This is a genomic window from Serratia sp. CC22-02 (genome assembly GCF_900182895.1).
Classification (GTDB): domain Bacteria; phylum Pseudomonadota; class Gammaproteobacteria; order Enterobacterales; family Enterobacteriaceae; genus Serratia; species Serratia nevei.
Map to the genome: position 1 here is coordinate 27,230 of NZ_FXUD01000002.1, position 26,068 is coordinate 53,297.

Annotated in this window: 26 protein-coding genes and 1 tRNA gene; 20 read left to right on the forward strand and 7 right to left on the reverse strand. The window is 60.2% G+C overall.

Translation table 11 applies throughout. The features are described from left to right. Positions 1-12 precede the first annotated feature (12 nt). On the forward strand, positions 13-990 hold the full coding sequence (yut, locus tag QOL81_RS06880; protein ID WP_060425293.1) for an urea transporter: 978 nt from the start codon (positions 13-15) through the stop codon (positions 988-990). A gap of 40 nt (positions 991-1,030) precedes the next feature. Next, positions 1,031-2,074 (forward strand): HoxN/HupN/NixA family nickel/cobalt transporter, encoded by a 1,044-nt coding sequence (locus tag QOL81_RS06885; protein ID WP_049271941.1) that lies wholly within the window; start codon positions 1,031-1,033, stop codon positions 2,072-2,074. A gap of 73 nt (positions 2,075-2,147) precedes the next feature. Here QOL81_RS06885 and QOL81_RS06890 read toward each other — a convergent pair whose 3' ends face one another. Together QOL81_RS06890 and fadE are read right to left on the reverse strand one after the other, a co-directional pair. Beyond that, positions 2,148-2,300 (reverse strand): Hok/Gef family protein, encoded by a 153-nt coding sequence (locus QOL81_RS06890; RefSeq protein ID WP_197794041.1) that lies wholly within the window; start codon positions 2,298-2,300, stop codon positions 2,148-2,150. A gap of 289 nt (positions 2,301-2,589) precedes the next feature. Beyond that, positions 2,590-5,046 carry an acyl-CoA dehydrogenase FadE gene (gene fadE / locus QOL81_RS06895; RefSeq protein ID WP_038871338.1) on the reverse strand — a complete coding sequence of 819 codons (2,457 nt, stop codon included), beginning with the start codon at positions 5,044-5,046 and terminating at the stop codon, positions 2,590-2,592. Positions 5,047-5,292: 246 nt separating this feature from the next. Here fadE and lpcA point away from each other — a divergent pair, with 246 nt between their 5' ends. Beyond that, a complete protein-coding gene (gene lpcA / locus QOL81_RS06900; protein ID WP_004930220.1) occupies positions 5,293-5,874 on the forward strand; it encodes a D-sedoheptulose 7-phosphate isomerase in 582 nt (193 codons plus the stop codon). A gap of 97 nt (positions 5,875-5,971) precedes the next feature. Beyond that, positions 5,972-6,775 carry a class II glutamine amidotransferase gene (locus QOL81_RS06905; protein WP_004930222.1) on the forward strand — a complete coding sequence of 268 codons (804 nt, stop codon included), beginning with the start codon at positions 5,972-5,974 and terminating at the stop codon, positions 6,773-6,775. On the opposite strand, the gene dpaA is transcribed toward QOL81_RS06905, so the two are convergent. Then, positions 6,710-7,477 (reverse strand): peptidoglycan meso-diaminopimelic acid protein amidase, encoded by a 768-nt coding sequence (gene dpaA, locus QOL81_RS06910; RefSeq protein ID WP_060425295.1) that lies wholly within the window; start codon positions 7,475-7,477, stop codon positions 6,710-6,712. The genes QOL81_RS06905 and dpaA overlap by 66 nt on opposite strands. 553 nt (positions 7,478-8,030) lie before the next feature. On the opposite strand from dpaA, the gene QOL81_RS06915 reads away from it, so the two are divergent. The 9 genes from QOL81_RS06915 to QOL81_RS06955 all read left to right on the forward strand — a co-directional run bounded on the left by QOL81_RS06915 (position 8,031) and on the right by QOL81_RS06955 (position 15,736). Next, complete coding sequence (locus QOL81_RS06915) at positions 8,031-9,380, forward strand: Na(+)-translocating NADH-quinone reductase subunit A (RefSeq protein WP_060425296.1); 1,350 nt, start codon at positions 8,031-8,033, stop codon at positions 9,378-9,380. A gap of 3 nt (positions 9,381-9,383) precedes the next feature. After that, on the forward strand, positions 9,384-10,625 hold the full coding sequence (locus QOL81_RS06920) for an NADH:ubiquinone reductase (Na(+)-transporting) subunit B (protein ID WP_033649926.1): 1,242 nt from the start codon (positions 9,384-9,386) through the stop codon (positions 10,623-10,625). Continuing rightward, positions 10,615-11,409, forward strand: a complete 795-nt coding sequence (locus tag QOL81_RS06925) for a Na(+)-translocating NADH-quinone reductase subunit C (RefSeq protein ID WP_015376731.1) — start codon at positions 10,615-10,617, stop codon at positions 11,407-11,409. Before QOL81_RS06920 ends, QOL81_RS06925 begins: the two co-directional genes overlap by 11 nt. Further along, positions 11,402-12,031: an NADH:ubiquinone reductase (Na(+)-transporting) subunit D gene (locus tag QOL81_RS06930; RefSeq protein ID WP_004930232.1), complete on the forward strand. Its 630-nt coding sequence runs from the start codon at positions 11,402-11,404 to the stop codon at positions 12,029-12,031. The genes QOL81_RS06925 and QOL81_RS06930 overlap by 8 nt, the downstream gene beginning before the upstream one ends. A gap of 6 nt (positions 12,032-12,037) precedes the next feature. After that, positions 12,038-12,634 (forward strand): NADH:ubiquinone reductase (Na(+)-transporting) subunit E, encoded by a 597-nt coding sequence (gene nqrE / locus QOL81_RS06935; protein ID WP_015376732.1) that lies wholly within the window; start codon positions 12,038-12,040, stop codon positions 12,632-12,634. A gap of 15 nt (positions 12,635-12,649) precedes the next feature. Continuing rightward, a complete protein-coding gene (gene nqrF, locus QOL81_RS06940; protein ID WP_033649928.1) occupies positions 12,650-13,873 on the forward strand; it encodes an NADH:ubiquinone reductase (Na(+)-transporting) subunit F in 1,224 nt (407 codons plus the stop codon). Continuing rightward, positions 13,874-14,905, forward strand: coding sequence for an FAD:protein FMN transferase (locus QOL81_RS06945; protein WP_283439751.1), 1,032 nt, complete (start codon positions 13,874-13,876; stop codon positions 14,903-14,905). A gap of 7 nt (positions 14,906-14,912) precedes the next feature. Next, a complete protein-coding gene (nqrM, locus tag QOL81_RS06950) occupies positions 14,913-15,140 on the forward strand; it encodes a (Na+)-NQR maturation NqrM (protein WP_004930244.1) in 228 nt (75 codons plus the stop codon). Between the two features lie 176 nt (positions 15,141-15,316). Continuing rightward, positions 15,317-15,736 (forward strand): putative T6SS immunity periplasmic lipoprotein, encoded by a 420-nt coding sequence (locus QOL81_RS06955; RefSeq protein ID WP_197757424.1) that lies wholly within the window; start codon positions 15,317-15,319, stop codon positions 15,734-15,736. 148 nt (positions 15,737-15,884) lie between these two features. Here the strand turns inward: QOL81_RS06955 and QOL81_RS06960 are convergent, their stop codons facing one another. The 3 genes from QOL81_RS06960 to QOL81_RS06970 all read right to left on the reverse strand — a co-directional run bounded on the left by QOL81_RS06960 (position 15,885) and on the right by QOL81_RS06970 (position 17,893). Next, the gene (locus tag QOL81_RS06960) at positions 15,885-16,094 is read right to left on the reverse strand and encodes a hypothetical protein (RefSeq protein ID WP_033651022.1); all 210 of its coding nucleotides are present in this window, start codon (positions 16,092-16,094) and stop codon (positions 15,885-15,887) included. Then, the gene (locus tag QOL81_RS06965; protein WP_197757423.1) at positions 16,091-16,609 is read right to left on the reverse strand and encodes a type VI secretion system amidase effector protein Tae4; all 519 of its coding nucleotides are present in this window, start codon (positions 16,607-16,609) and stop codon (positions 16,091-16,093) included. Before QOL81_RS06965 ends, QOL81_RS06960 begins: the two co-directional genes overlap by 4 nt. A 390-nt stretch (positions 16,610-16,999) precedes the next feature. Beyond that, a complete protein-coding gene (locus tag QOL81_RS06970; RefSeq protein ID WP_197658110.1) occupies positions 17,000-17,893 on the reverse strand; it encodes a glycerophosphodiester phosphodiesterase family protein in 894 nt (297 codons plus the stop codon). Between the two features lie 183 nt (positions 17,894-18,076). Here QOL81_RS06970 and dinB point away from each other — a divergent pair, with 183 nt between their 5' ends. Further along, positions 18,077-19,138 carry a DNA polymerase IV gene (gene dinB, locus QOL81_RS06975; protein WP_283439752.1) on the forward strand — a complete coding sequence of 354 codons (1,062 nt, stop codon included), beginning with the start codon at positions 18,077-18,079 and terminating at the stop codon, positions 19,136-19,138. A 41-nt stretch (positions 19,139-19,179) separates the two neighbouring features. On the opposite strand, the gene pepD is transcribed toward dinB, so the two are convergent. Further along, positions 19,180-20,640, reverse strand: a complete 1,461-nt coding sequence (pepD, locus tag QOL81_RS06980; RefSeq protein ID WP_060425301.1) for a beta-Ala-His dipeptidase — start codon at positions 20,638-20,640, stop codon at positions 19,180-19,182. Between the two features lie 338 nt (positions 20,641-20,978). Between pepD and gpt the strand changes: the two genes are divergently transcribed. The 6 genes from gpt (at position 20,979) to QOL81_RS07010 (ending at position 26,034) form a co-directional block, all read left to right on the forward strand. Beyond that, positions 20,979-21,437, forward strand: coding sequence for a xanthine phosphoribosyltransferase (gene gpt, locus QOL81_RS06985; RefSeq protein ID WP_159317676.1), 459 nt, complete (start codon positions 20,979-20,981; stop codon positions 21,435-21,437). A 141-nt stretch (positions 21,438-21,578) separates the two neighbouring features. After that, entirely contained in the window at positions 21,579-22,826 is a 1,248-nt protein-coding gene (gene frsA / locus QOL81_RS06990) for an esterase FrsA (protein ID WP_070915473.1), read from the forward strand. A 60-nt stretch (positions 22,827-22,886) separates the two neighbouring features. Beyond that, entirely contained in the window at positions 22,887-23,288 is a 402-nt protein-coding gene (gene crl / locus QOL81_RS06995; protein WP_004930258.1) for a sigma factor-binding protein Crl, read from the forward strand. A 116-nt stretch (positions 23,289-23,404) separates the two neighbouring features. Next, positions 23,405-24,508 carry a glutamate 5-kinase gene (proB, locus tag QOL81_RS07000; protein ID WP_015376738.1) on the forward strand — a complete coding sequence of 368 codons (1,104 nt, stop codon included), beginning with the start codon at positions 23,405-23,407 and terminating at the stop codon, positions 24,506-24,508. A 9-nt stretch (positions 24,509-24,517) separates the two neighbouring features. Further along, positions 24,518-25,771, forward strand: coding sequence for a glutamate-5-semialdehyde dehydrogenase (gene proA / locus QOL81_RS07005; protein WP_060425303.1), 1,254 nt, complete (start codon positions 24,518-24,520; stop codon positions 25,769-25,771). Between the two features lie 187 nt (positions 25,772-25,958). Then, positions 25,959-26,034 (forward strand) — tRNA-Thr (locus QOL81_RS07010). Positions 26,035-26,068: the final 34 nt, after the last annotated feature.

Below are 26,068 nucleotides of genomic sequence, written 5' to 3' on the forward strand. Positions count from 1 at the left end.
CGGGAAGCGGTCATGACGACAAGGTGGAGTTGGGGCGGTCTGTGTGCCCACAGCCGGATAGCGGTGGCGACGGATGCGGTGCTGCGCGGCTGTTCGCAGGTGATGTTTCAAAATAACCCGTTGACCGGATTACTGTTTTTTATCGCCATTTTCGTGGGCGCCTATGAGGAAGGGTTGCCGCAGGTGGCCTTCGGCTGTCTGCTGGGCACTGCGTCGGCGACGCTGAGCGCGGCGTGGCTGGTGGACGATCGCACGGCGTTGCGCTCTGGGCTGTATGGCTACAACGGCTGCCTGGTCGGCGCCGCGCTGCCGACCTTTTTACTGCCCTCGGCCTGGCTGTGGATCGGCGTGATGTTCAGCAGCACGATCTCGGTGATCGTCACCGTTGGCCTCAATCGGCTGTTGCGCACCTGGAAGATCGCGGCGCTGACGGCGCCTTTCGTGCTGACCACCTGGACGGTGCTGTTGGCCAGCTACCCGTTCAGCCATCTGCGGCATGTACGGTTGCCGGCGGCGGCCATCCCGGCCGACGGGGCGGTGTTCTACGCGCATCCCGGCGTCGCAGAGATGCTGAGCGGCGCGCTGCATGGCGTTTCTCAGGTCTTTTTGTGCAGCAGCGTGAGCGGTGGCGTACTGCTGTTGCTCGGGCTGGCGGTGTCGTCGCCGCGGGCGATGCTGCTGGGTTTTTTCGGCGCGTTGCTGGCGGTGGCCACATCGCTGGCGATCGGCGCCGATCCGCAGGCGGTTTTCGCCGGGCTGTACGCCTTCAGCGCAGTGCTGACGGCGGTGGCGCTGGGATCCGTCTTCAACCCGCCCGGCCGGCGAGTGCTGATCTATACGCTGCTCGGCGTGATTTTTACGGTGCTGGTACAGGGCGCGTTCAATACCCTGCTGGCCCCGCTGGGCATGCCGTCGTTGACCATGCCGTTCGTGATCGCGTCCTGGCTGTTTTTGAGCGCCAATCCGGCGGTGATCGCGGCGCGGCGCTAATCCATTGATTTGAACATAACGATAAAACAGGAGTGTGGGTATGGCGGTAGTTTCCGAAGGATTGCATGGCGCGGCCCGGCGACGGGCGGTATCCCTGTTGCTGGGGCTGGTGGCGGTCAACGTCATCGTCTGGCTGCTGGCGCTGGCGGTGTTCAAAGACAATGCCGCGCTGATGGGCACCGCCTTGCTGGCCTACAGTTTTGGTCTGCGCCATGCGGTGGATGCCGATCACATCGCCGCGATCGACAACGTGACCCGCAAGCTGATGCAGCAGGGCAAAACGCCGGTGGCGGTCGGTACCTTCTTCTCGCTCGGCCACTCGACCATCGTGGTGCTGGCCTCGGCCGCGATTGCCGCGACGGCGATGATGTTCAGCCGTCAGATGGGCTGGTTTCACGAAACCGGCGGCCTGATCGGCACGCTGGTGTCCTCGTTGTTTTTGCTGACGGTGGCCTTTATCAATCTGCTGGTGCTGATCTCCGTGTGGCGAGCGTTCCGGCAGGTGAAGGCGGGCGAACTGCCTGCGCATCAATCGCTGGATCTGCTGATGAGCGGCGGCGGTGTGCTGGCGCGTTGTTTCCGCCCGCTGTTCAGGCTGGTGAACCAGAGCTGGCACATGTACCTGGTGGGTTTCTTGTTTGGCCTGGGCTTCGACACCGCCACCGAGGTCGGGCTGCTGGGGATTTCGGCCGCCGGTGCGGGCCATGGCATGAATCTGTGGAGCATCATGCTGTTCCCGGCGCTGTTCGCCGCCGGCATGGCGCTGATCGACTCCATCGACAACTTCGTGATGATTGGCGCTTACGGTTGGGCGTTCTCCAAACCGATCCGCAAGTTGTACTACAACATGACCATCACGGCGGCGTCGGTGATCATCGCGGTGTTTATCGGCGGCATCGAAGCGCTCGGGCTTATCGCCGACAAGCTGGCGCTGTCCGGCCCGCTGTGGGACGCCGTCGCACGGCTCAACGATCATCTGGGGGAGATGGGCTATTGGGTGATCGCCGTGTTCATCTTCTGCTGGTTGGTGTCGGTGGTGAATTACCGCCTGCGCGGCTACGACAAACTGACGGTCAGCGGTTGAAAAGACGGGTGCTCGTGGATCCTGCCTGACACCATCGGCCAACGGGCGGGGCGAACCCCGCCGTTGGGTTGCCTTACCGTTCGGATTCGTAAGCCAAAGTGGCCGCAACCTCCGAGCCTCCCAGCCTGATGCGCAGTTCGCACAGCGAACCGCGGGTTAGCCAGATGAACGCGATCAGCGTCATACAGACGATCACCCGTTTAAGTACGACCCGTTTTTGCTGCATTTTTGACCTCCCTATCCTTGCCTTGCGGCGGGTAAGAGGCTAACCTGATGTTGCTTGGCATCAGAGTGGCCTCGGGTTGATAATATCGACTCGGGGCCTTTCTCTTTCTCTCCTTTGCCAAGGCTCCGGACAGAAAGATCCAGAGCACCCGCCGCGCAGTCTACTCGAACTTCCTTCCCGTGAAATCCGCCGTTGCGCCAACCTGCGGCGCGGTGCGCAGTTCGTGATGCAAGAAAAGAAAAAGGGGCGATGATGATCGCCCCTTGGATGCGTGAAGCTTGAATTGGCGTTAAGCCGCTTCGGTCTGCTGTTGGCGCTTAGACTGCGCCGCCGGCTTTTCCGGCTTGGCGGCCGCCAGCGCATCCGGCGCAAAGTCGTCCACGTTGATGGAGCGCAGACGGCTCTCTTCGGCTTTCACCAGAATTTTCGCTTCGTCGGCGCTGATCTTGCCTTCTTCCAGCGCGCGTTCCGCCAAACGATCCAGACGGGTGAACGGCAGGTTTTTGCCGACTGCCTTGCACAGACGTTCGTGAATCGGCTCGGCGGCCATCACGTCGGCCAGCGCCGCTTCCAGCAGGCCGATTGGGTTATGTTCGCTCGGCGTCAGGTACTGGCCGCGCCCCAGACGGCTGCGGGTGGCGGAAGGTACCTGCAGGATCTTGGCCAACTGGTGATCCAGACGATCAGACGGTGCGGTATGCACACGGCCGAGCGGGAAGACCACGAAGCGCATCGCGCCGGCGATAAAGCGGTTCGGGAAGTTACGCAGCAGGTCATCCAGCGCCTGTTCGGCTTTATGCAGGCTGTCTTGCACGCCCCAATGCACCAGCGGCAGATCTTCTTTCTGACGGCCTTCGTCGTCAAAGCGTTTCAGCACGGCGGAAGCCAAATACATCTGGCTGAGGATGTCCCCCAGGCGAGCGGAGATGCGCTCGCGGCGCTTCAGGCTACCGCCCAGCACGCCCATGGAAACGTCCGACAGCAACGCCAGGTTGGCGCTCAGGCGGTTCAATTGCTGATAGTAACGACGGGTCGCGTCCTTGGTCGGCGTGGCGCTGGTGCGGCCGTTGGTCAGGCCCAGCCAGAAGCTGCGTACCTTGTTGCTGCCGACGTGGCCCAGATGGCCGAACAGCGATTTATCGAAGGCGTTCAGATCGTTGCTCTGCGCCGCCGCCATTTCATCCAGCACATAAGGATGGCAGCGGATCGCGCCTTGACCGAAGATCATCATGGTGCGGGTCAGGATGTTCGCGCCTTCCACCGTGATGGCGATCGGTGCACCCTGATAGGCGCGAGCCAGGAAGTTGGATTCGCCGAGCATGATGCCTTTACCGCCGGCGATGTCCATGGCGTCAACGATCGACTGCTGGCCGCGGTGCGTACAGTGGTATTTGACGATGGCCGACAGCACGGCCGGCTTCTCGCCCTGCACCAGCGCATAGGTGATCAGCGAAGCGGCGGCGTCCATCACATAGGTGTTGCCGGCGATGCGCGCCAACGGCTCTTCGATCCCTTCCATCTTGCCGATGGAGATCTTGAACTGACGGCGAATGTGCGCGTAGGCACCGGTCGCCAGGGCGATGGATTTCAGGCTGCCGGTAGAGTTGGACGGCAGGGTGATGCCGCGACCGACCGACAGACACTCAACCAGCATGCGCCAGCCCTGGCCGGCCATTTTCGGGCCGCCGATGATGTAATCGATTGGGACGAACACGTCGGTGCCGCGGGTCGGGCCGTTTTGGAACGGCACGTTCAGCGGGAAGTGGCGGTTGCCGATTTCCACGCCCGGCGTGCTGGTCGGGATCAGCGCACAGGTGATGCCCGGGGATTCGTTGTCGCTCAGCAGGCGGTTCGGGTCATGCAGTTTGAACGCCAGGCCCAGTACGGTGGCGACCGGCGCCAGCGTGATGTAGCGCTTGTTCCAGGTCAGGCGCATGCCCAGCACCTGTTTGCCCTGCCAGTCGCCCATGCACACGGTGCCGACGTCCGGAATGGCACCGGCATCGGAGCCCGCTTCCGGGCTGGTCAGCGCGAAGCAAGGGATCTCGTCGCCGCGCGCCAGGCCCGGCAGATAGTGGTTTTTCTGTTCTTCGGTGCCGTAGTGCTGCAGCAGTTCGCCCGGGCCGAGGGAGTTCGGCACGCCGACGGTGATCGCCAGGATGCCGGAAACGCCGGCCAGTTTTTGCAGCACCATCGCCTGAGCATAAGGAGAGAATTCCAGACCGCCGTACTCTTTCTTGATGATCATCGCGAAGAAACGGTGTTCTTTCAGGTATGCCCAGAGTTCAGGCGGCAGATCGGCCAGTTCGTGGGTGATCTGGAAGTCGTTGGCCATGCGGCAGGCTTCTTCCACCGGGCCGTCGATAAACGCCTGCTCTTCTTCCGTCAGGCGCGGTTTCGGGTAGCTGTGCAGCTTGTTCCAGTCCGGCGCGCCGCGGAACAGATCGCCTTCCCACCAGGTGGTGCCGGCGTCGATCGCCTCCTTCTCGGTGGTGGACATCGGCGGCATCACCTTGCGGAAGGCGCGCAACGCCGGTGCGGAGAGCAGGGAACGGCGCAGGGAGGAAAGGTTCAGCGGCAGCAGCACGATCGCCAGCGGCAGCAACAGCCAGAAGCTCCACAGGCCAATCGCGCCCATGGCGGCGGTGTACGCCACCAGGATCAGGCTGCTGAGGGTAAGGTTCACTCGGTGGTAGAACACCACGCCGAGGAGAGCCAGTAAAACGACAATACTAAGAACCATCATAAGAAGCTCCGAAGTAGTAAGAGGTCTGACCTGTTGTGTGTATGTAATAGGTTTTAGTACAAGGCAGAATTTTTATCAATGCGTTTACAGTTTAATTACAACTCAGGTCACAAACTGACAGCACCAATCATCAAAAACCTCTCCGCTTCCTTAACCGGCGCGCTGTTTGGCTGAGAATGCTTCTCGCTGTTTCCGCGATCCGGTACACTGCGGAGCGGAAGATTTGACGATAACAAGAGGTTCCTCATGTACCACGACCTTATTCGCAGTGAACTGAACGAAGCGGCTGATACCCTGGCGAAATTTATCAATGACGACGCCAACATCGACGCCATCCAACGTGCGGCGGTGCTGCTGGCGGATTCCTTCAAAGCCGGCGGTAAAGTGATTTCCTGCGGCAACGGCGGTTCCCATTGCGACGCGATGCACTTCGCCGAAGAGCTGACCGGCCGCTACCGTGAAAACCGCCCGGGCTACCCGGCGATTGCCATCTCGGACGTGAGCCACCTGTCCTGCGTCAGCAACGACTTCGGCTATGAGTACGTCTTCTCTCGCTATGTGGAAGCGGTAGGCCGCGAAGGCGACGTGCTGCTGGGCATTTCCACCTCCGGCAACTCCGGCAACATCATCAAGGCCATCGACGCGGCGCGCGCCAAGGGGATGAAAGTGATCACCCTGACCGGCAAGGACGGCGGCAAGATGGCGGGTTCCGCCGATGTGGAAATTCGCGTGCCGCACTTCGGCTACGCCGACCGCATTCAGGAAATCCACATCAAAGCGATTCACATCTTGATTCAGCTGATCGAAAAAGAGATGGTTAAGGCTTGATAGCCTGCGGGGAGCTGCGGCTCCCCAAGAATAAGACTGCGGGCGCCGCATGCTGCGCCCGCACGGCCTGTGTCAGTGTGGTTAAGGAGTGCTGGCGATGTGTGAACTGCTCGGGATGAGCGCAAACGTACCGACCGATATCTGCTTCAGCTTTACCGGCCTGGTACAGCGCGGCGGCCGCACCGGGCCGCATAAGGATGGCTGGGGCATTACCTTCTATGAAGGGAACGGCTGCCGCACATTCAAGGATCCGCAGCCGAGCTTCAACTCGCCGATCGCCCGCCTGGTGCAGGACTACCCGATCAAGTCCTGTGCGGTGGTGTCCCATATTCGCCAGGCCAACCGCGGCGAAGTGGCGCTGGAAAACACCCACCCGTTCACCCGCGAACTGTGGGGCCGCAACTGGACCTACGCGCACAACGGCCAGTTGAAAGGCTACCGTCAGCTGGATACCGGCACGTTTCGCCCGGTCGGCCAGACCGACAGCGAATACGCGTTCTGCTGGCTGCTGCATCAGCTGGCGCTGAAATACCCGCGCACCCCGAGCCAGTGGCCGGCGGTTTTCCGCTACATCGGCCTGTTGGCGAGCCAGCTGCGCAAGAAAGGGGTATTCAACATGCTGTTGTCGGACGGGCGCTTCGTGATGGCCTATTGCTCCACCAACCTGTATTGGATCACGCGCCGCGCGCCGTTCGGCAAGGCGACGCTGCTCGATCAGGATGTGGAAATCGATTTTCAGCAGCAGACCACACCGAACGATGTGGTCACGGTGATCGCCACCCAACCGCTGACCGCCAACGAAACCTGGCACAAGATTGAGCCAGGCGAGTTCGCGTTATTTCACTTCGGTGAGCGGCTTGTTCTGAGCGAAGGGGTTGGTGTTGGGCGTCGGGCTGGCTGACGCGTACTGCGTCATCTGGCCGCTGCTCATCAACGGTTGACCCAGCACGTACTGGCCGTTGTCCACGGTCATCATCGGCGGCTGGTGGTTCTTCGCGAAGTAATCGTAGCCCGGCTTCAGCTGGCGCCAGAAGGCGATATAGCTGGATGACGCATGGCGCTTGAGGTTTTGCTCGGTCATGCGGAACGGGTAGATGCTGATGTCGACGCGGCTTTGGCCATAGGCGAAGGCGGCTTCGACATAGCGATAGATCTCATCCATATAGGTGTTGGTCATCGCGTAACAGCCGATCGATTTACATTCACCGTGGATCATCAGATAAGCACCGGAATAGCCCTGCGATTTATCGTAATCATTAGGGAAACCGATATTGATCGCCCGATAATACTTGCTGTCGGGTTTCAGATGGCGCGCGTCAACGCTATAAAAGCCTTCCGGACTTTTAAAGTCGCCTTCACGACGCTTAGGACCCAGCCCGCCGGAGAAATTACAGATCGGGAACGTGTTGACCAGGCGGAATTCATTGCCCATTTTGGCATACAATTCCAGCTTGCGTTCCTCTTTGAAGATCTGAATATAGACCGGCGAACCCAATAATTGCTGTTTAACTACCGGCGTTTCCGGTACCTGCTCGCTGGCGCTGCAGGCCGTGATCATCGGCATAGAAACAAGCATCGCAAACAACAGCGCGATTTTGCTCATTATTATTCCTGCTTATATTTATCTGCCGGCGCAATGACGTTGGTCGGCATGCCACTGATTATTGTTTTTACTGCTGCAAAACACCGCCAGATTACCAGCGCGTTTATTTTTAGCAATACGTGATATGTATAAAAAAACGACAAAGCTCGATAAAAGTGAAATGACCGGCAGATTTTAACGATAAGTAGTGAAAAACAGGCGAAATTTAATTGTGTTTGCTTGACCCAAGTCACGACGGAACGCAGAACAATGTTGCGAACAATGTTAATATTCCCTCTTCAATTTAACGCGCTGTGGCGATTGAAGCGGCAGGGGTTATGGCATATAACCCGGCCGTTTTGATGGTTATTTGGCTACAGGCCGTTAACACATCGACTGTCGAGCAAACAACGGAAAGGGGGAATCAAGGGAATGCGCGTTACCCCGATTTTTCACTGCGAGAAAGTTCATGTTGGGCGTGCCGCCATGCGCACTGCCCGGCAATCCTGGCATCGTCAGCACCCGCCTCTGGGGCCGGGCAGACGTGTAAACCAAACTACATCGTATAAATCCTATGATTAAGATCAGAAAAGGGTTAGATCTGCCAATAGCCGGGGCTCCGGTTCAGGCGATCCAAGACGGCCCGAACATTCAGCATGTCGCCCTGCTTGGGGAAGAGTATGTCGGAATGCGTCCCTCCATGCTGGTGCAGGAAGGCGATACCGTTAAGAAAGGCCAGGCGTTGTTCGAAGATAAGAAAAACCCCGGGGTTTTCTTCACGGCTCCCGCCAGCGGCCGCATCGCCGCGATTAACCGCGGCGAACGGCGCGTATTGCAATCGGTGGTGATTGCGCTGGAAAACGGCGGTGACGATCAGCTCGAGTTTGCGCATTACCCGCTGGGCGAGCTGGCCCAGCTACCGCGCGAACAGGTCGAGAGTGAACTGATCGCCAGCGGCCTGTGGACCGCGCTGCGCACCCGTCCGTTCAGCAAAACGCCGAGCCCCGGCAGCGAAGCGCGCGCTATTTTCGTCACCGCGATGGATACCCAGCCGCTGGCCGCCGATCCGCAGGTGATCATCGCCGAACAGCAGGCGGCGTTCAACGCCGGGCTGCTGGTGTTGGCGCGCCTGACGACGGGCAAGGTACACGTATGCCACGCCGCCGGTGCCTCCGTTGGCCAGCAGAGCAGCCCGCAGATCGCCTACAGCGAATTTGCCGGCCCGCACCCCGCCGGGCTGGTGGGTACGCACATTCACTTCCTGGAACCGGTCAGCCTGAAGAAAACCGTTTGGCACATCGGCTACCAGGACGTCATCGCCATCGGCACGCTGTTCACCACCGGTAAGCTCGATACCCGCCGGGTCGTGGCGCTGGCCGGGCCGCAGGTGGCGCAGCCGGCGCTGCTGCGCACCCGCCTGGGGGCCAGCCTCGAGGAGCTGACCGCCGGCCGCCTGAAAGACGGCGAGAACCGGGTGATCTCCGGTTCGGTGCTGAACGGCATGCACGCCGCAGGCCCGAACGCCTGGCTCGGCCGTTTCCACTCGCAGGTGTCGGTGCTGGAAGAAGGGCGCGACAAAGAGCTGTTCGGTTGGATCGTGCCTTCGCCGAACAAGTTCTCCATTACCCGCACCACGCTGGGCCACTTCCTGAAGAACAAACTGTTCGCCTTCTCGACTACCACTAACGGCGGCGAGCGCGCCATGGTGCCGATCGGCAACTACGAGCGGGTGATGCCGCTGGATATTCTGCCGACGCTGCTGCTGCGCGATCTGCTGGCGGGCGACAGCGACAGCGCGCAGGCGCTGGGCTGCCTGGAGCTGGACGAGGAAGATCTGGCGCTGTGCACCTTCGTTTGCCCCGGCAAGTATGAGTACGCGCCGGTGCTGCGCGAGGTGCTGACCAAGATTGAGCAGGAAGGATAACCGATGGGCCTGAAGAATTATTTTGAGAAGATAGAGCACCACTTCACGCCGGGCGGCAAACTGGAAAAGTGGTACCCGCTGTATGAAGCGACCACCACGGTGTTTTATACCCCCGGCACGGTGACGCGCGGCGCTTCGCACGTGCGCGACGCCATCGATTTGAAACGTATGATGATCCTGGTGTGGCTGGCGGTATTCCCGGCGATGTTCTGGGGCATGTACAACGTCGGCCAGCAGGCAATCCCGGCGCTGCACCATCTGTACAGCGGCGACGAGCTGCAACAGGTGCTGGCGGGCGACTGGCATTATCGCCTGGCGCAGTGGCTCGGCGCCTCGCTGGCGGCCGACGCCGGCTGGGTCAGCAAGATGGTGCTGGGCGCCTGTTACTTCCTGCCGATCTACGCCGTGGTGTTTGTCGTCGGCGGCTTCTGGGAAGTGCTGTTTGCCATTATCCGCAAGCATGAGGTCAACGAAGGCTTCTTCGTCACCTCTATCCTGTTCGCGCTGATCGTGCCGCCGACCCTGCCGCTGTGGCAGGCCGCGCTGGGCATCACCTTCGGCGTGGTGGTGGCCAAAGAGATCTTCGGCGGCACCGGGCGCAACTTCCTCAACCCGGCGTTGGCCGGCCGCGCCTTCCTGTTCTTCGCCTATCCGGCGCAGATCTCCGGCGATCTGGTGTGGACCTCTGCGGACGGTTTCTCCGGCGCGACGCCGCTGGCGCAGTGGAGCGCTGGCGGGGCGCACAGCCTGAGCAACGTGGCCACCGGCCAGTCCATCAGCTGGATGGACGCCTTCCTCGGCAACATTCCCGGCTCCATCGGTGAAGTCTCCACGCTGATGATCCTGATCGGCGGGGCGATTATCCTGTTCGGCCGCGTGGCCTCCTGGCGCATCGTCGCCGGCGTAATGCTCGGCATGGTGGCTTCCGCCCTGTTGTTCAACGCCATCGGTTCCGATACCAACCCGATGTTCGCCATGCCGTGGTACTGGCATCTGGTGCTGGGCGGTTTCGCCTTCGGCATGATCTTTATGGCGACCGACCCGGTTTCCGCCTCCTTCACCAACAAGGGGAAATGGTGGTACGGCATTCTGATCGGCGTGATGTGCGTGCTGATCCGGGTGGTCAACCCCGCCTATCCGGAAGGCATGATGCTGGCGATCCTGTTCGCCAACCTGTTCGCACCGCTGTTCGATTATCTGGTGGTGCAGGCCAACATCAAGCGGAGAAAAGCCCGTGGCGAATGAAGCGAAAAACGACGGCATCGGTAAAACGCTGCTGGTAGTGCTGCTGCTGTGTTTAGTGTGTTCTGTGGTGGTGGCGGGCTCCGCCGTCGGCCTGAAGTCCAAACAGCAGGAGCAAAAGCTGCTCGATAAGCAGCGCAATATTCTCGACGTAGCCGGCCTGTTGCAGCCGAAAATGGAGAGCGAGCAGGTCAAGCGCCTGTACAGCGAGCGCATCGAGCCGCGCCTGGTGGATCTGAACAGCGGCGAGTTTGTCGCCGGCAAGGCGGCGGCGTTCGATCTGGGCGCCGCGCTGCGCGACGACGCCAAAAGCGTGGCGCTGGCGGCGGGCGACGATCCGGCCGGCATCAAGCGCCGCAGCAATCAGGCGGAAATCTACCTGGTGCGCGATGAAAGCGGCCAGGTGAACAAGATTGTGCTGCCGGTATACGGCACCGGCCTGTGGTCGATGATGTACGCCTTCGTGGCGCTGGATAACGACGGCAACACGGTCAAGGGCATCACCTACTACGACCAGGGGGAAACCCCGGGGCTGGGTGGCGAGGTCGAGAACCCGTCCTGGCGCCAGCAGTGGGTCGGCAAACAGCTGTTCGACGACAACGGCCAGCCGGCGATCCGCGTGGTGAAAGGCGGCGCGCGTCAGGGGGATGTGCACGGGGTGGACGGCCTGTCCGGCGCCACGCTGACCTCCAACGGCGTGCAGCATACGTTTGATTTCTGGTTGGGCGAGCACGGCTTCGGCCCGTTCCTGAAAAAAGTTCGTGAAGGAGCGCTGAAAAATGGCTGATTCCAAAGAGATAAAGCGGGTCCTGCTGGGGCCGCTGTTCGATAATAACCCGATCGCCCTGCAGGTGCTGGGCGTTTGTTCTGCGTTGGCGGTGACCACCAAGCTGGAGACGGCGGTGGTGATGACCATTGCGGTGACGCTGGTCACGGCGTTCTCCAGCTTCTTCATCTCGCTGATCCGTCACCATATTCCCAACAGCGTGCGCATCATCGTGCAGATGGCGATCATCGCCTCGCTGGTGATCGTGGTCGATCAGCTGTTGCGCGCCTACGCGTTCGAGATCTCCAAGCAGCTGTCGGTGTTCGTCGGCCTTATCATCACCAACTGTATCGTGATGGGGCGCGCCGAGGCTTACGCCATGAAGTCGCCGCCGATCGAGAGCTTTATGGACGGCATCGGCAACGGGCTGGGCTACGGGGTGATCCTGGTGCTGGTCGGTTTCCTGCGCGAGCTTATTGGCTCCGGCAAGCTGTTCGGCGTCCCGGTGCTGGAAACGGTGCAGAACGGCGGCTGGTATCAGCCGAACGGCCTGTTCCTGCTGGCGCCGAGCGCGTTCTTCATCATCGGCCTGCTGATCTGGGTGCTGCGCACCCTGAAGCCGGCGCAGATCGAAAAGGAGTAAAGGCCGATGGAACACTATATCAGCCTGTTTGTGCGCGCGGTGTTCGTTGAGAACATGGCGCTGGCGTTCTTCCTCGGGATGTGTACCTTCCTGGCGGTGTCGAAGAAGGTCTCGACCGCCTTTGGCCTGGGCATCGCGGTGACCATCGTGCTCGGCATTTCGGTGCCGGTGAACAACCTGGTCTACAACCTGATCCTGCGCGACGGCGCGCTGGTGGAAGGCGTCGATCTGAGCTTCCTCAACTTCATCACCTTCATCGGCGTGATCGCGGCGCTGGTGCAGATTTTGGAGATGATCCTCGATCGCTTCTTCCCGTCGCTGTATAACGCGCTCGGCATCTTCCTGCCGCTCATCACCGTGAACTGCGCCATCTTCGGCGGCGTGTCCTTCATGGTGCAGCGCGACTACAACTTCGCCGAATCGGTGGTGTACGGCATCGGCTCCGGCACCGGCTGGATGCTGGCGATCGTCGCCATGGCGGGGATCCGCGAAAAACTCAAGTATGCCAACGTGCCGGCGGGACTGCGCGGCCTGGGCATTACCTTTATCACCACCGGACTGATGGCGCTGGGCTTCATGTCCTTCTCCGGTGTTCAGTTGTAAAGGCGGGAAGAATTTATGGAAATTATTTTAGGCGTAGCAATGTTCACCACCATCGTGATGGTGCTGGTATTGCTGATCCTGTTCGCCAAATCGAAGCTGGTGAACACCGGCGACATCGCGGTGGAGATCAACGGCGATTTGGATAAGAGCTTCCATGCGCCGGCGGGCGACAAGCTGCTCAACGTGCTCTCCAGCCAGGGAATTTTCGTCTCCTCGGCTTGCGGCGGCGGCGGTTCCTGCGGCCAGTGCCGGGTGGTGATCAAAGAGGGCGGCGGCGATATCCTGCCGACCGAGCTCTCGCACATCAACAAGCGCGAAGCAAAAGAGGGTTGCCGCCTGGCGTGCCAGGTGAACGTGAAGCAGAACCTGAAGATCGAGCTGCCGGAAGAGATCTTCGGCGTGAAGAAATGGGAGTGCGAGGTTATCTCCAACGATAACAAAGCCACCTTTATCAAAGAGCTGAAGCTGAAGATCCCCGATGGCGAAGACGTGCCGTTCCGCGCGGGCGGTTTCATCCAGATCGAAGCCCCGGCGCACGACATCAGCTACGCCGACTTCGACGTGCCGCAGGAGTATCGCGGCGACTGGGACAAGTTCAACCTGTTCCGCTACCGCTCGACGGTGAACGACACCACGGTGCGCGCCTACTCGATGGCCAACTACCCGGAAGAGAAGGGCATCATCATGCTCAACGTGCGTATCGCCACGCCGCCGCCAAACAACCCGGACGTGCCGCCGGGCATCATGTCTTCCTATATCTGGTCGCTGAAAGCCGGTGACAAGGTGACCATCTCCGGGCCGTTCGGCGAGTTCTTCGCCAAGGACACCGACGCCGAAATGATCTTCATCGGCGGCGGCGCGGGCATGGCGCCGATGCGTTCGCACATCTTCGATCAGCTCAAGCGCCTGAACTCGAAGCGCAAGATCACCTTCTGGTACGGCGCGCGTTCGCTGCGCGAGATGTTCTATGAAGACGACTTCAACCAGCTGCAGGCGGAGAACGACAACTTCACCTGGCACGTGGCGCTGTCGGATCCGCAGCCGGAAGATAACTGGACCGGCTACACCGGCTTTATCCATAATGTCCTGCTGGAGAACTACCTGAGGAATCACCCGGCGCCGGAGGACTGCGAGTTTTACATGTGCGGGCCGCCGATGATGAACGCTGCGGTGATCAAGATGCTGAAAGATCTGGGCGTCGAAGACGAAAACATCATGCTGGATGACTTTGGTGGCTAAATGCGCGCATTGGCGATGAAGAACTGGCTGACGGGCGTGGCGCTGAGCGCCACCCTGCTGCTGACCGGCTGCGGGCCGGAACAGGTGGACCTGAGGGGTAAAACCATGGGCACCTCGTATTCGATCCGTTATGTGACCGGCGACGATACGCCGTCGGCGCGCGAGATGCAGGCGGAGATCGATAAACGGCTGGAGCAGGTGAACGACCAGATGTCCACCTACCGGCCGGACTCCGAGCTGAGCCGCTTCAACGCCAGCCGCGACATTGACCGGCCATTCCCGGTTTCGCCGGCGACCGCCGAGGTGGTGCGCGAAGCGCTGCGCATCAACCGCGTGACCGATGGCGCGCTGGACGTGACCGTCGGGCCGCTGGTCAATCTGTGGGGCTTCGGCCCGGAAGGGCGGCCGGATAAAGTGCCGAGCGAGGCGGAGCTGGCGCACCGCCGCGCCTGGACCGGTGCCGATAAACTGACGGTGCAGGGCAGCGCGCTGGTGAAAAGCATCCCCGAACTGTATGTCGACCTGTCGTCGATCGCCAAAGGATACGGCGTGGACGTGGTGGCGGAGTATCTGCAATCGCAACACGTGCAAAATTACATGGTGGATATCGGCGGTGAGGTGCGCACGCGCGGGCGCAACGGCGAGCAAAAGCCGTGGCGCATCGCCATCGAGCGCCCGACCGCCGGTGCGCAGCAGCAGGCGCAGTTGGTGATCCAGCCAGGGGAGATGTCGATCGCCACCTCGGGTGACTATCGCAACTACTTCGAGCAGGACGGGGTGCGCTATTCGCACACCATCGATCCTATCACCGGCCGGCCGATCAACCACCGCCTGGTGTCGATCACCGTACTGAGCCCGACCTGTATGACCGCTGACGGCCTGTCCACCGGCCTGAACGTGATGGGGCCGGAGCGCGGCCTGGCGCTGGCCAATCTGCTCGGTATCCCGGTGTTCATGATCGTGAAAACCGCCGACGGGTTTGAGGAGCGTTATTCGGACGCGTTCAAACCCTACCTGAAAAAGAGTTCGTGAGGTTGCTATGCTGACGGTATTCGCCGCCACCTTCGTGTTGTTCCTGCTGATCGTCGGCGGGATGTCGCTGGGCTACGTGTTCAAACGCAAAAGCCTGCAGGGCAGCTGCGGCGGCATCACCGCATTGGGGATGGAGAAAGTCTGCGACTGCCCGGAACCTTGCGATGCGCGCAAAAAGCGCGAAGCCAAAGCGGCGCAGCGGCGCGAGCAGCTGGACAAGCACCGCATTCTGTAGCTGTAGCGAAAACCCGGCCTTGGCCGGGTTTTTTTATTTGGGCCTTGTCGAAAGGCGTATGAAAGTCTGGCTAGGCGCGATTAACAATGGCGTGAATTTTCAGGGTGTAACGGATAAAACGATCGCCAGAAAATACGAATATGCGCTTTCTCAGTTTTTTAAGCAGAGGTAACAGGATGAACCGCATTATTTTGGCTGGAACGCTGACTTTGCTGCTCGCCGGCTGTATGCACATGAACGATCCGAGGCCAAAGAACTACGCGGCCAGCGTCACTGTGGTTGATAACCACGTTTGCGTGCGGGTTCAACCGGAAGGGGACGAGCGGTTGGCCGGCGTCATTATCGAAGAAATCGGCAACGCCAACGCTATCTTCGGCAAGAACTTCGCGGATAACGAGATGCCTGCGGTCACCGCGGCTACGTGCATTTCTGACGATAACTATAAATTCGAGGGCGGGAGGTCTTACGGGGTTTCGGTGACGCTGTTGTCGCCGGATAAACGAAGTAAAGGTATTGAGCCTGCTGCCCGGCTATTTGGGGCAGGGTTTAGCGTACGCAATGAAAATGGCATCATCCAGGTGGTTCCTGCTCACTAACGGATGTTGAAAGCCGGGGGGCATAAGGTGGGTTTGTCGAACCGCCTTATGCCGTTAGTCGGTTATTTATTTCGCCTTGCGGAAGCTTTTCGTATCGATGTAAGGCACCTGCGTTCAAAAATATGTTACCGCATTCATTTATAAGGGGTTATTTGCTTTTGGAATAGGCTAGGTTGCCGAGTGAACCTCCCACGAAACAGCACAACACTAGGCCAATCGCCAGCAACTCGAAGTTAGCTGACATCTGATCCTCGCCCTCAACGTGGCCAATAATCCAGTCAGAGAGAAAGGGAAAAGCCAGGAGCATGAGGCCGATACCTATTATCGCACCGGCAATAATTGCTGCTATCCGTTTCATATCACCTGCCAGAACCAGACTTCTTTTGATTTAAAGAAATCGCTAAAACGCCCATCCCAAGAAAGCCCCCATTGAATACGAAAATAGCTCGATAGTGTGGTTAAACGAGAACCGTTCCACAGATCTATATGATCTCCCGAGCGATTGCGAAAATTTTCATTCCCTCGCTGCCAGTAATCTTTAAAAAAGATAATGCCGGTTTTGCTTTTCAGCACCCGCTCAAACTGGTTGGGTGTGACTTTTACCATGCGTCCTAGCCCCGGTATCGGTGTTCGTGCTAAGGCATTTGCCAATTCTTCAGCACGCAAAATATGGCCCTCACTTTTCTTGTGTAACCAACAAAAGTTCACGCCTGATAATTTACTGACATCATACCCACAATGAACCAAAGCTGCACCGATGCGTATAGCACACTGATCATCAAAGGCTTTATCACCATGGACAGTGCGGCATGGATACTCATCCCCATTGATTTGAGGATGTTTTTCCCAAAGTTTGTTAAAAGTTATCGACATATAATTCCTTTTAAATCATTCCATTATTCTCTAGCCCTCTGATGCCATAGCATAAGTTGATACCCGTAGAGCTATTTAGGTGACTGGAGGTGCTATTTAGAAAAGTCTAAGAAAGACAGATCGTTGGCGTGTTTCCAAAGATGGCCAGATCCTAGAGTATTGTCGTCACTAATGGTGATGTTTTGTTCGAAAAATAGACGTTGATCGCATTATGAGAAGAGGATATTTATGCACCGAATATTATGAGGCTATACGTTTTGTTTTTAATATATTTAATTGATAATAAATAAAATATTAATATTGATTGATCGTGAAATTCCGGAGAAATTCCCTTCATTGGGGGAGCGTTGAGTATCTCCATTCCCTCAGATTTTCTCCGGTGTTCTATTGTTATTTCGCCTTGCGGAAGCTTTTCGCCTCGGCCGGTGAGTTGACCATCACGCCGTCGGCGCCCAGCGCCAGCGCCTGCTGATACTCCTGCGGCGAGTTGACGCCGAACAGGATGATGTGCGCCGGGCCCTGCGAGCGGAAGCAGTCCATCGACTCTTTATCCCAGGTCAGAAACGCCTTCGAACGCCCTTCGCCGAGGGTATATTTCTCCACCACTTCCACCTCGCGTTTCAGCTCCAGCCCGTACCAGCGCGGCTGGCGGTTGTCCGGTTTGACGTCGCACTGGTGCGCCATGGTGATATTGGCCAGCAGCGTGCGGGTTTCGTCGCGGTTTTCGAAGCGCGGGATGGCCGGCGGCAGCGCCTGCAGGTATTTGGCGTCGGTGGAGTAGACGCGGATGCGGTTCAGGCTGTCGGTGCTCTCCAGCGTCGCCAGCAGCGCCTGGCCAAACTGCGCCGGATCGGCGTCCGGGGATTTGATGTCCAGATAGAAGGTGACGTGCGGAAACGCTTTAAGCACGTCGTCCAGCCGCGGAATGCCGATGCCCTGGCCGCGGAACGGGTGCGTATCCCCCCTGGCGAAGGCCCAGCCGGCGTCGGTCTCGGCCAGCTGCGCGGCGGTATAGGCAGAGACCGGGCCCTGCCGGTTGGTCAACGCTTTCAGATCCGAAGGGCGATACAGCACGATGACGCCGTCTTTGGATTCTTGCAGGGTGATCCAGATGGCGTCGGCGCCGTTTTTCAGCGCGGTTTCGATGGCGATGCGGGTGTTCTCCGGCGCATCGGCGGTGCCGCCGCGGTGGGCGACGATCGCCGGCGCGTGACCGGCAGCGCTGGCCGCCAGCGCGCTCAGCGACAGCGCGGAAGCCAGCAGCAAATAAGAAAATCTGATCATGTAGGGTACCTTGTCGTTATCGTTGTGGTGAGCCGCACGGGATGGCGGAAATCATACTATTGAAAAATTAAGCTTTTTTAACAACGCGGAAATATCTGGCGGAAACGGTGCTTTCGTCGAATCCTGCGGCCTTGAGCTTTCGGTATCTGACTGTATACTTATACAGTGTTACTGGAGGGTGCGATGCGTAAAATCATTCATGTCGATATGGACTGCTTCTTCGCGGCGGTGGAAATGCGCGACGATCCCAGCCTGCGCGATATCCCGCTGGCGATTGGCGGCAGCGCCGATCGCCGCGGGGTGATCAGCACCGCCAACTACCCGGCGCGGCGCTACGGCGTACACAGCGCCATGTCCACGGCGATGGCGCTCAAGCTGTGCCCGCACCTCACCCTGTTGCCGGGGCGCATGGCGGCCTACAAAGAGGCCTCGCTGCATATCCGCGAAATCTTCGCCCGCTATACTCCGCTGATCGAGCCGCTGTCGCTCGATGAAGCCTACCTCGATGTGACCGACAGCCCGCAATGCAATGGCTCGGCGACGCTGATCGCCCAGGAGATCCGCCAGGCGATCGCCGACGAACTGAACCTCACCGCCTCGGCCGGCGTCGCGCCGATCAAGTTTCTCGCCAAAATCGCCTCCGAGATAAACAAGCCGAACGGGCAATACGTGATCACGCCGGCGCAGGTGCCGGCGTTTTTGCAACAGCTGCCGCTCAGCAAGATCCCCGGCGTCGGCAAGGTGACCGCCAAGCGGCTGGAAGAGGTGGGGCTTATCACCTGCGCCGACGTGCAGCAATACGATTTGGCGCAGCTGCTCAAGCGCTTCGGCAAATTCGGCCGGGTGCTGTGGGAGCGGTGCCAGGGCATCGATCGGCGCGAAATCTCGTCGGAGCGGCTGCGCAAATCGGTGGGGGTGGAGCGCACGCTGGCGGAAGACATTCACGACTGGGAAGACTGCGAAACGCTGATTATCGACAAACTCTATCCCGAGCTGGAGATGCGACTGCGCAAGGTGAAGCCGGATCTGCACATCGCCCGGCAGGGCGTGAAGCTGAAGTTTCAGGATTTTCAGCAAACCACCCAGGAGCACGTGTTCCCGGTGCTGAACCGGCAGGATTTGCTGGAGGTGGCGCGGCAGGCGTGGCGCGAGCGGCGCGAAGGGCGCGGCGTGCGGCTGGTGGGGCTGCATGTGACGCTGCTCGATCCGCAGCTGGAGCGGCAGCTGGCACTGCCTTGGGAATAAAAAAGCCGGCGGTCGCCGGCTTTTTGCGTTAAGCGCGCAGCTTACGCGCGCTCAGGGATCGCTTTCAGCAGCGAGGTCAGCAGCTTCCAGTACAGACCGACGCTTTCGATATGCACCTGTTCATCCGGCGAGTGCGGGCCGGTGATGGTTGGCCCGATCGATACCATGTCCATGTTTGGATACGGCTTTTTGAACAGACCGCACTCCAGACCGGCGTGGATCACCATGATGTTCGGCGTCTTGTTGAACAGCTCCTGATACAGCTCGCGCACCAGGTGCATCACCGGCGAGTCGGCGTCCGGCTGCCAGCCCGGGTAGCCGCCCTTCGGCGCCACCTTGGCACCGGCCAGCTGGCCCAACGCGGTCAGCATCTCGACCACATAGTCTTTGCCGCTGTCGATCAGGGAGCGGATCAGGCAGATGATTTCCGCTTCGTTTTCGCTGGTGGTGACCACGCCGACGTTCAGTGAGGTTTCCACCACGCCTTTTACCGCGTCGCTCATGCGGATCACGCCGTTCGGCGTGCCGTTCAGCAGCGCCAGGAAGCGCTGCTGGCTGTCGGCGCTCAGCGCCTGCGAAGCGCTGGTGGTCGGCTCCAACAGTACGGTGATGTTCTTCTCTTTGGCGGAGAGTTCGTTCTGCAGCACCGCCAGGAACTCCTGGCTCAGGGCTTTCAGCGCGTCGGCCTTGTCCGCCGGCACCGCAACCACCGCGGAGGCTTCACGCGGGATGGCGTTGCGCAGGGTGCCGCCGTTCAGATCCAGCACGCGCAGGTTCAGCGCCGCCGCATGGGCGAACAGGAAGCGCGCCAGCAGCTTGTTGGCGTTGCCCAGCCCGACGTGGATCTCGGCGCCGGAGTGGCCGCCTTTCAGGCCCTTGAGCGTCAGCTTCAGGGTTTGGTAACCGGCCGGTACCGCTTCGCGCTGCAGCGGCAGGGTAGTGATGAAGTCGATACCGCCGGCGCAACCCATATAGATTTCGCCTTCCTCTTCGGAATCGGTATTGATCAGGATGTCCGCCTGCAGCCAGTTCGGCTGCAGCCCGAAGGCGCCGTCCATACCCGCTTCTTCGGTCATGGTCAGCAGCACTTCCAGCGGGCCGTGCTCTACGCTGTCGTCGGCCAGCACCGCCAGGGCGGAGGCCATGCCGATGCCGTTGTCGGCGCCCAGCGTGGTGCCGCGCGCTTTCACCCACTCGCCGGCGATATAAGGCTGGATCGGATCCTTGGCAAAGTCGTGTACGGTGTCGTTATTCTTTTGCGGCACCATGTCCAGGTGCGCCTGCAGCGCGACCGGCTTGCGGTTTTCCATGCCTTTGGTGGCCGGCTTGCGCAGCAGGATATTGCCGACCCGATCGCGCTCTGCGTGCAGGTTCTTTTCTTTGGCCCAGGTGAGGATGTGCTGCGCCAGCGCTTCTTCATGATAAGAAGGGTGTGGGATAGAACAGATCTTGGCGAAAATATCCCACAGCGGCTGTGGCGAAAGCTGAGACAATTCAGACACTATAAGTCTCCTGTGACGGCAGGCTCCGACAGGACGGGCGTGCCGCGCGGTTAAGGTGAGTGGGCATCTGTGCGTCGTGGCACGATCATCAGAGAATATCACTTTATTTCCGGCGGTGCGCGCCCCGTATTGTGCGGTTTAAGCGCTTGATCACACGGCTTCGCTGCGGGAACGTTCGTTTTTTCAGCATCAATCACCGGAAAGCCGCGCGGCGGAAATCGCGAGGTTTTCCTCGGTACAGCTGGAATTCAATGCGGCCAGTCTCTATAATCTCGCGCAACCTTTTTTCCCCTGAACTATAAAATAAGCCGCTTCACCGCCGGCTGGGACACGATTCTATGAGCGAAAAATACGTTGTTACCTGGGATATGCTGCAAATGCACGCACGCAAGCTGGCGCACCGCCTGCTGCCTGCCGACAAATGGACAGGCATCATTGCCGTAAGCCGCGGCGGTCTGGTACCGGCGGGCCTGCTGGCGCGCGAACTGGGCATCCGCTATGTGGATACCGTCTGCATTTCCAGCTATGACCATGACAACCAACGCGAAATGAAAGTGCTCAAGCGCGCCGAAGGCGACGGTGAAGGCTTCATCGTGGTGGATGATCTGGTGGATACCGGCGGCACCGCGAAAGCGATCCGCGACATGTACCCGAAAGCGCATTTCGTCACCATCTTCGCCAAACCGGCGGGCCGCCCGCTGGTGGACGACTACGTGGTCGACATCCCGCAGGACACTTGGATCGAACAGCCGTGGGACATGGGCGTCAGCTTCGTTCCCCCTATCGGCGGCCGCTAAGCCCAGCCCGTTCCAGCCAAACGCCCGGTTATGCCGGGCGTTTGCGTTATCTTGGTTTATCCCGCCAGAGTTAGGTACACTACCTCCAGTTAAGTAGGCCTTTTGCGGCCTATCGCCAGATTTACGGAGGCTGTTGTTACCATGGCACAGGCCAACCTTTCTGAAATTCTTTTCAAGCCCAAATTCAAACACCCTGAAACCTCGACGCTGGTGCTGCGCGCGCGCAACAAAGTGAGCGCCGCCATGCATTCCGCGTTGGAAGGCGACACCACCGGCAACTGGTACCGCATGCTGAATCCGCTGCTGTGGGCCTGGCGCGGCGTCAGCCCGATCGAAATCCACGAAGTGCTGGCGCGCATCGCCGCCTCGGACGCCGAGCGCAGCAATCCGCAGCGGCTGGATACCGTGGTGGGCTACCGCAACGGCAACTGGATCTACGAGTGGATCCATCAGGGCATGCAGTGGCAGCAGCGGGCGACGGAGCAGCAGGATCCGCTGCTCGGCGGCGAATACTGGCTGAAGGCCGCGAGCCTGTACAGCATCGCCGGTTACCCGCACCTGAAGGGCGACGAGCTGGCCGAACAGGCGGAGATGCTCGCCAACCGCGCTTACGAAGAGGCGGCGCTGCTGCTGCCGTATCAGCTGAAAGAGCTGGAGTTTCGCATCGAGGGCGGCGGCAGCGTCACCGGTTTCCTGCACATGCCGGAGAAGGGCGAAGCGCCGTTCCCGACGGTGCTGATGTGCGGCAGCCTCGACACGCTGCAGACCGACTACCACCGCCTGTTCCGCGATTACCTGGCGCCGCACGGCATCGCCATGCTGACGCTCGACATGCCGTCGATCGGCTCCTCCTGCAAATGGAAGCTGACGCAGGACTCCAGCTACCTGCACCAACAGGTGCTGATCCAGCTGGCCTCGGTGCCGTGGGTGGACCATCAGCGGGTGAGCGCCTTTGGCTTCCGCTTCGGCGCCAACGTGGCGGTGCGATTGGCCTACCTGGAGCCGCAGCGGCTGCGCGGCGTGGCCTGCCTGGGGCCGGTGGTGCATCGCCTGCTGTGTGACAGCAGCACCCAGTTGAACGTGCCGGACATGTATATGGACGTGCTGGCCAGCCGCATGGGCATGGCTAATGCCTCGGACAACGTGCTGAAGGTGGAACTGAACAGCTACTCGCTGAAAATGCAGGGGCTGCTGGGGCGCCGCTGCCCGACGCCGATGATCTCCGGCTACTGGGAGCGCGATACGCTCAGCCCGAAAGAAGAGTCGCAGCTGATCGTCACCTCTTCGGTGAGCGGCAAGCTGGTCGCCATCCCGCGCACCCCGGTTTACGACAGCTTCCATCGGGCGCTGCTGCAGATGTCCGGCTGGCTGAAGGACAAAATGCGTTAATTAGTTGCTAAATTTTAACAGTTTGTTAAAAAGAGTGGTCTACATTGAGGAGGTTAGAGAATGACGTTACCGAGTGGTCACCCTAAAAGCCGACTAATGAAACGTTTTGCCAGCTTGGGGCCGTACCTGCGTGAAGGGCAATGTGAAAACGACCGTTTTTTCTTTGATTGTTTGGCCGTTTGCGTCAATGTAAAGCCCGCTCCGGAGAAGCGCGAGTTCTGGGGCTGGTGGATGGAGCTGCAGGCGGAAGAGGCGCGCTTCACCTATTCGTACCAATTCGGCCTGTTCGACAAGGAAGGCGACTGGACGGCGCAAAACATTAAGGATGATGAAGTGAACGCCAAGCTGGAAGACACCCTGCGCGACTTCCATCGCCGCCTGGGCGAGCTGCTGGCGACCATGGAACTGGGGCTGGAACCCGCCGACGATTTCAAAGAAAAACTGATCAAACTCTCCGCCTGACCCCGTTTGACCACGTATTGTGCTGATTTCGCGTTGTGCCTGTTGGCATAACGCGTCTCTCCTGTTACAAAGACCTTTGCACTCTTCTTCTCATCATTACACACGGCAGAAATACTATGAACGGCAGCCAGACATTGGTTGTGAAATTGGGCACCAGCGTGTTGACCGGCGGATCGCTGCGTCTGAACCGCGCCCACATCGTCGAATTGGTGCGCCAGTGCGCGCAGCAACACGCCGCGGGCCACCGCATCGTCATCGTCACCTCCGGCGCCATCGCCGCTGGGCGCGAACACCTGGGCTACCCCGAGCTGCCCGCCACTATCGCTTCCAAGCAGCTGCTGGCAGCGGTGGGGCAGAGCCGGCTGATCCAGCTGTGGGAACAGCTGTTCTCCATTTACGGCATCCACGTTGGGCAGATGCTGCTGACGCGCGCCGATCTGGAAGACCGCGAGCGCTTCCTCAACGCCCGTGACACCATGACGGCGCTGCTGGACAACCGCATCGTGCCGGTAATCAATGAGAACGACGCCGTCGCCACCGCCGAAATCAAGGTGGGCGACAACGATAACCTGTCGGCGCTGGCGGCCATTCTGGCCGGGGCCGACAAACTGCTGCTGCTGACCGATCAGCAGGGCCTCTACACCGCCGATCCGCGTAACAACCCACAGGCTGAACTGATCCGTGAAGTGCACGGCATCGACGACGCGCTGCGCGCCATCGCCGGCGACAGCGTCTCCGGCCTGGGCACCGGCGGCATGGGCACCAAGCTGCAGGCGGCCGACGTGGCCTGCCGCGCCGGCATCGACGTGGTGATCGCCGCTGGCAGCAAGCCGGGCGTGGTGGCGGACGTGATCGAAGGCAAACCGGTGGGCACCCGTTTCCACGCGCTGGAAACCCCGCTGGAAAACCGCAAGCGCTGGATCTTCGGCGCGCCGCCGGCCGGTGAGATCACCGTCGACGACGGCGCGGTGGAAGCGATGATGGCGCGCGGCAGCTCGCTGCTGCCGAAGGGCATCCGCGAAGTGAAGGGCGACTTCTCGCGCGGCGAAGTGATCCGCATCCGCAACCTGGCGGGGCGCGATCTGGCGCACGGCGTCAGCCGCTACAACAGCGACGCGATGCGTATGATCGCCGGGCACCACTCGCAGGAAATCAGCGAAATCCTCGGTTATGAATACGGTCCGGTGGCAGTGCACCGCGACGATATGATTGTCAGTTAAGGAGTGAGCATGCTGGAGCAGATGGGGAAGGCCGCCAAGCAGGCCTCCTGGCAGCTGGCGGTGCTGAGCACGGCGAAGAAGAATCAGGTGCTGTCGGTGATGGCCGACAGGCTGGAAGCCAACAGCGAAGCGATCCTGCTGGCGAACGAACAAGACATGGCGCAGGCGCGCGCCACCGGCATGAGCGAAGCGCTGCTCGATCGCCTGCTGTTGACCCCGGCACGGCTGGCGGCGATCGCCAACGACGTGCGCCAGGTGTGCCGCCTGAACGATCCGGTCGGCCACGTGCTGGACGGCAACCTGCTGGACAGCGGGCTGAAGCTGGAGCGCCGCCGGGTGCCGCTCGGCGTGATCGGCGTGATTTACGAGGCGCGGCCGAACGTCACCATCGACGTCGCCAGCCTGTGCCTGAAAACCGGCAACGCGGTGATCCTGCGCGGCGGTAAAGAGACGCACAATACCAACCAGGCAACGGTGAAAGTGATCCAGCAGGCGCTGGAACAGTGCGGCCTGCCGGCGGCGGCGGTGCAGGCGATCGACAGTCCGGATCGTGCGCTGGTGAACGAACTGCTGCGCCTGGATCGCTATGTCGACATGCTGATCCCGCGCGGCGGCGCCGGCCTGCACAAGCTGTGCCGCGAGCAATCGACCATCCCGGTGATCACCGGCGGTATCGGCGTGTGCCATACCTACGTGGATGCCGACGTCGATTTCGACAAGGCGCTGACGGTGATTGAAAACGCCAAGATCCAGCGCCCGAGCGCCTGTAACTCGCTGGAGACGCTGCTGGTGAACCGCAGCATCGCCACCGAGTTCCTGCCGGCGCTGAGCGCCAAAATGGCGGCGGCGGGCGTGACGCTGCACGCGGCGGAAAACGCGCTGCCGCTGCTGCAGGGCGGCCCGGCGACGGTGGTGCCGGTGAACGCGGAAGATTACGACGACGAATGGCTGTCGCTGGATCTGAACGTGCTGCTGGTGGACGATATCGATCAGGCCATCGACCACATCCGCACCCACGGCACCAACCACTCCGACGCGATCCTCACCCGCTCGCTGAGCAGCGCCGAGCACTTCGTGCGCGCGGTGGACTCCTCGGCGGTGTACGTCAACGCCAGCACCCGTTTCACCGACGGCGGCCAGTTCGGCCTGGGCGCGGAAGTGGCGGTAAGCACCCAGAAACTGCACGCCCGCGGCCCGATGGGCCTGGACGCGCTGACCACCTACAAGTGGATCGGCTACGGCGACGATCTGGTGCGCAGCTAAGGCCGCATTGCGATCATAAAGAGGTCAGGGCGCAGCGGGCTGCGCCCTAATTTTTTTGGAAGGGCCAATGCGCGGCAGTGTGGCTGCTTGCAAAACAACCAAACGCCCCAGCGGCTATTGACTCATTTCGTGCACCGGTCTACCTTGTTCAACTCACTTCCGGCTTGCCCCGCAGGCTTGGCTCGATGCCGATATAGCTCAGTTGGTAGAGCAGCGCATTCGTAATGCGAAGGTCGTAGGTTCGACTCCTATTATCGGCACCAGTCATTTCTATCTAGTTGATTTAATTAACGTTAA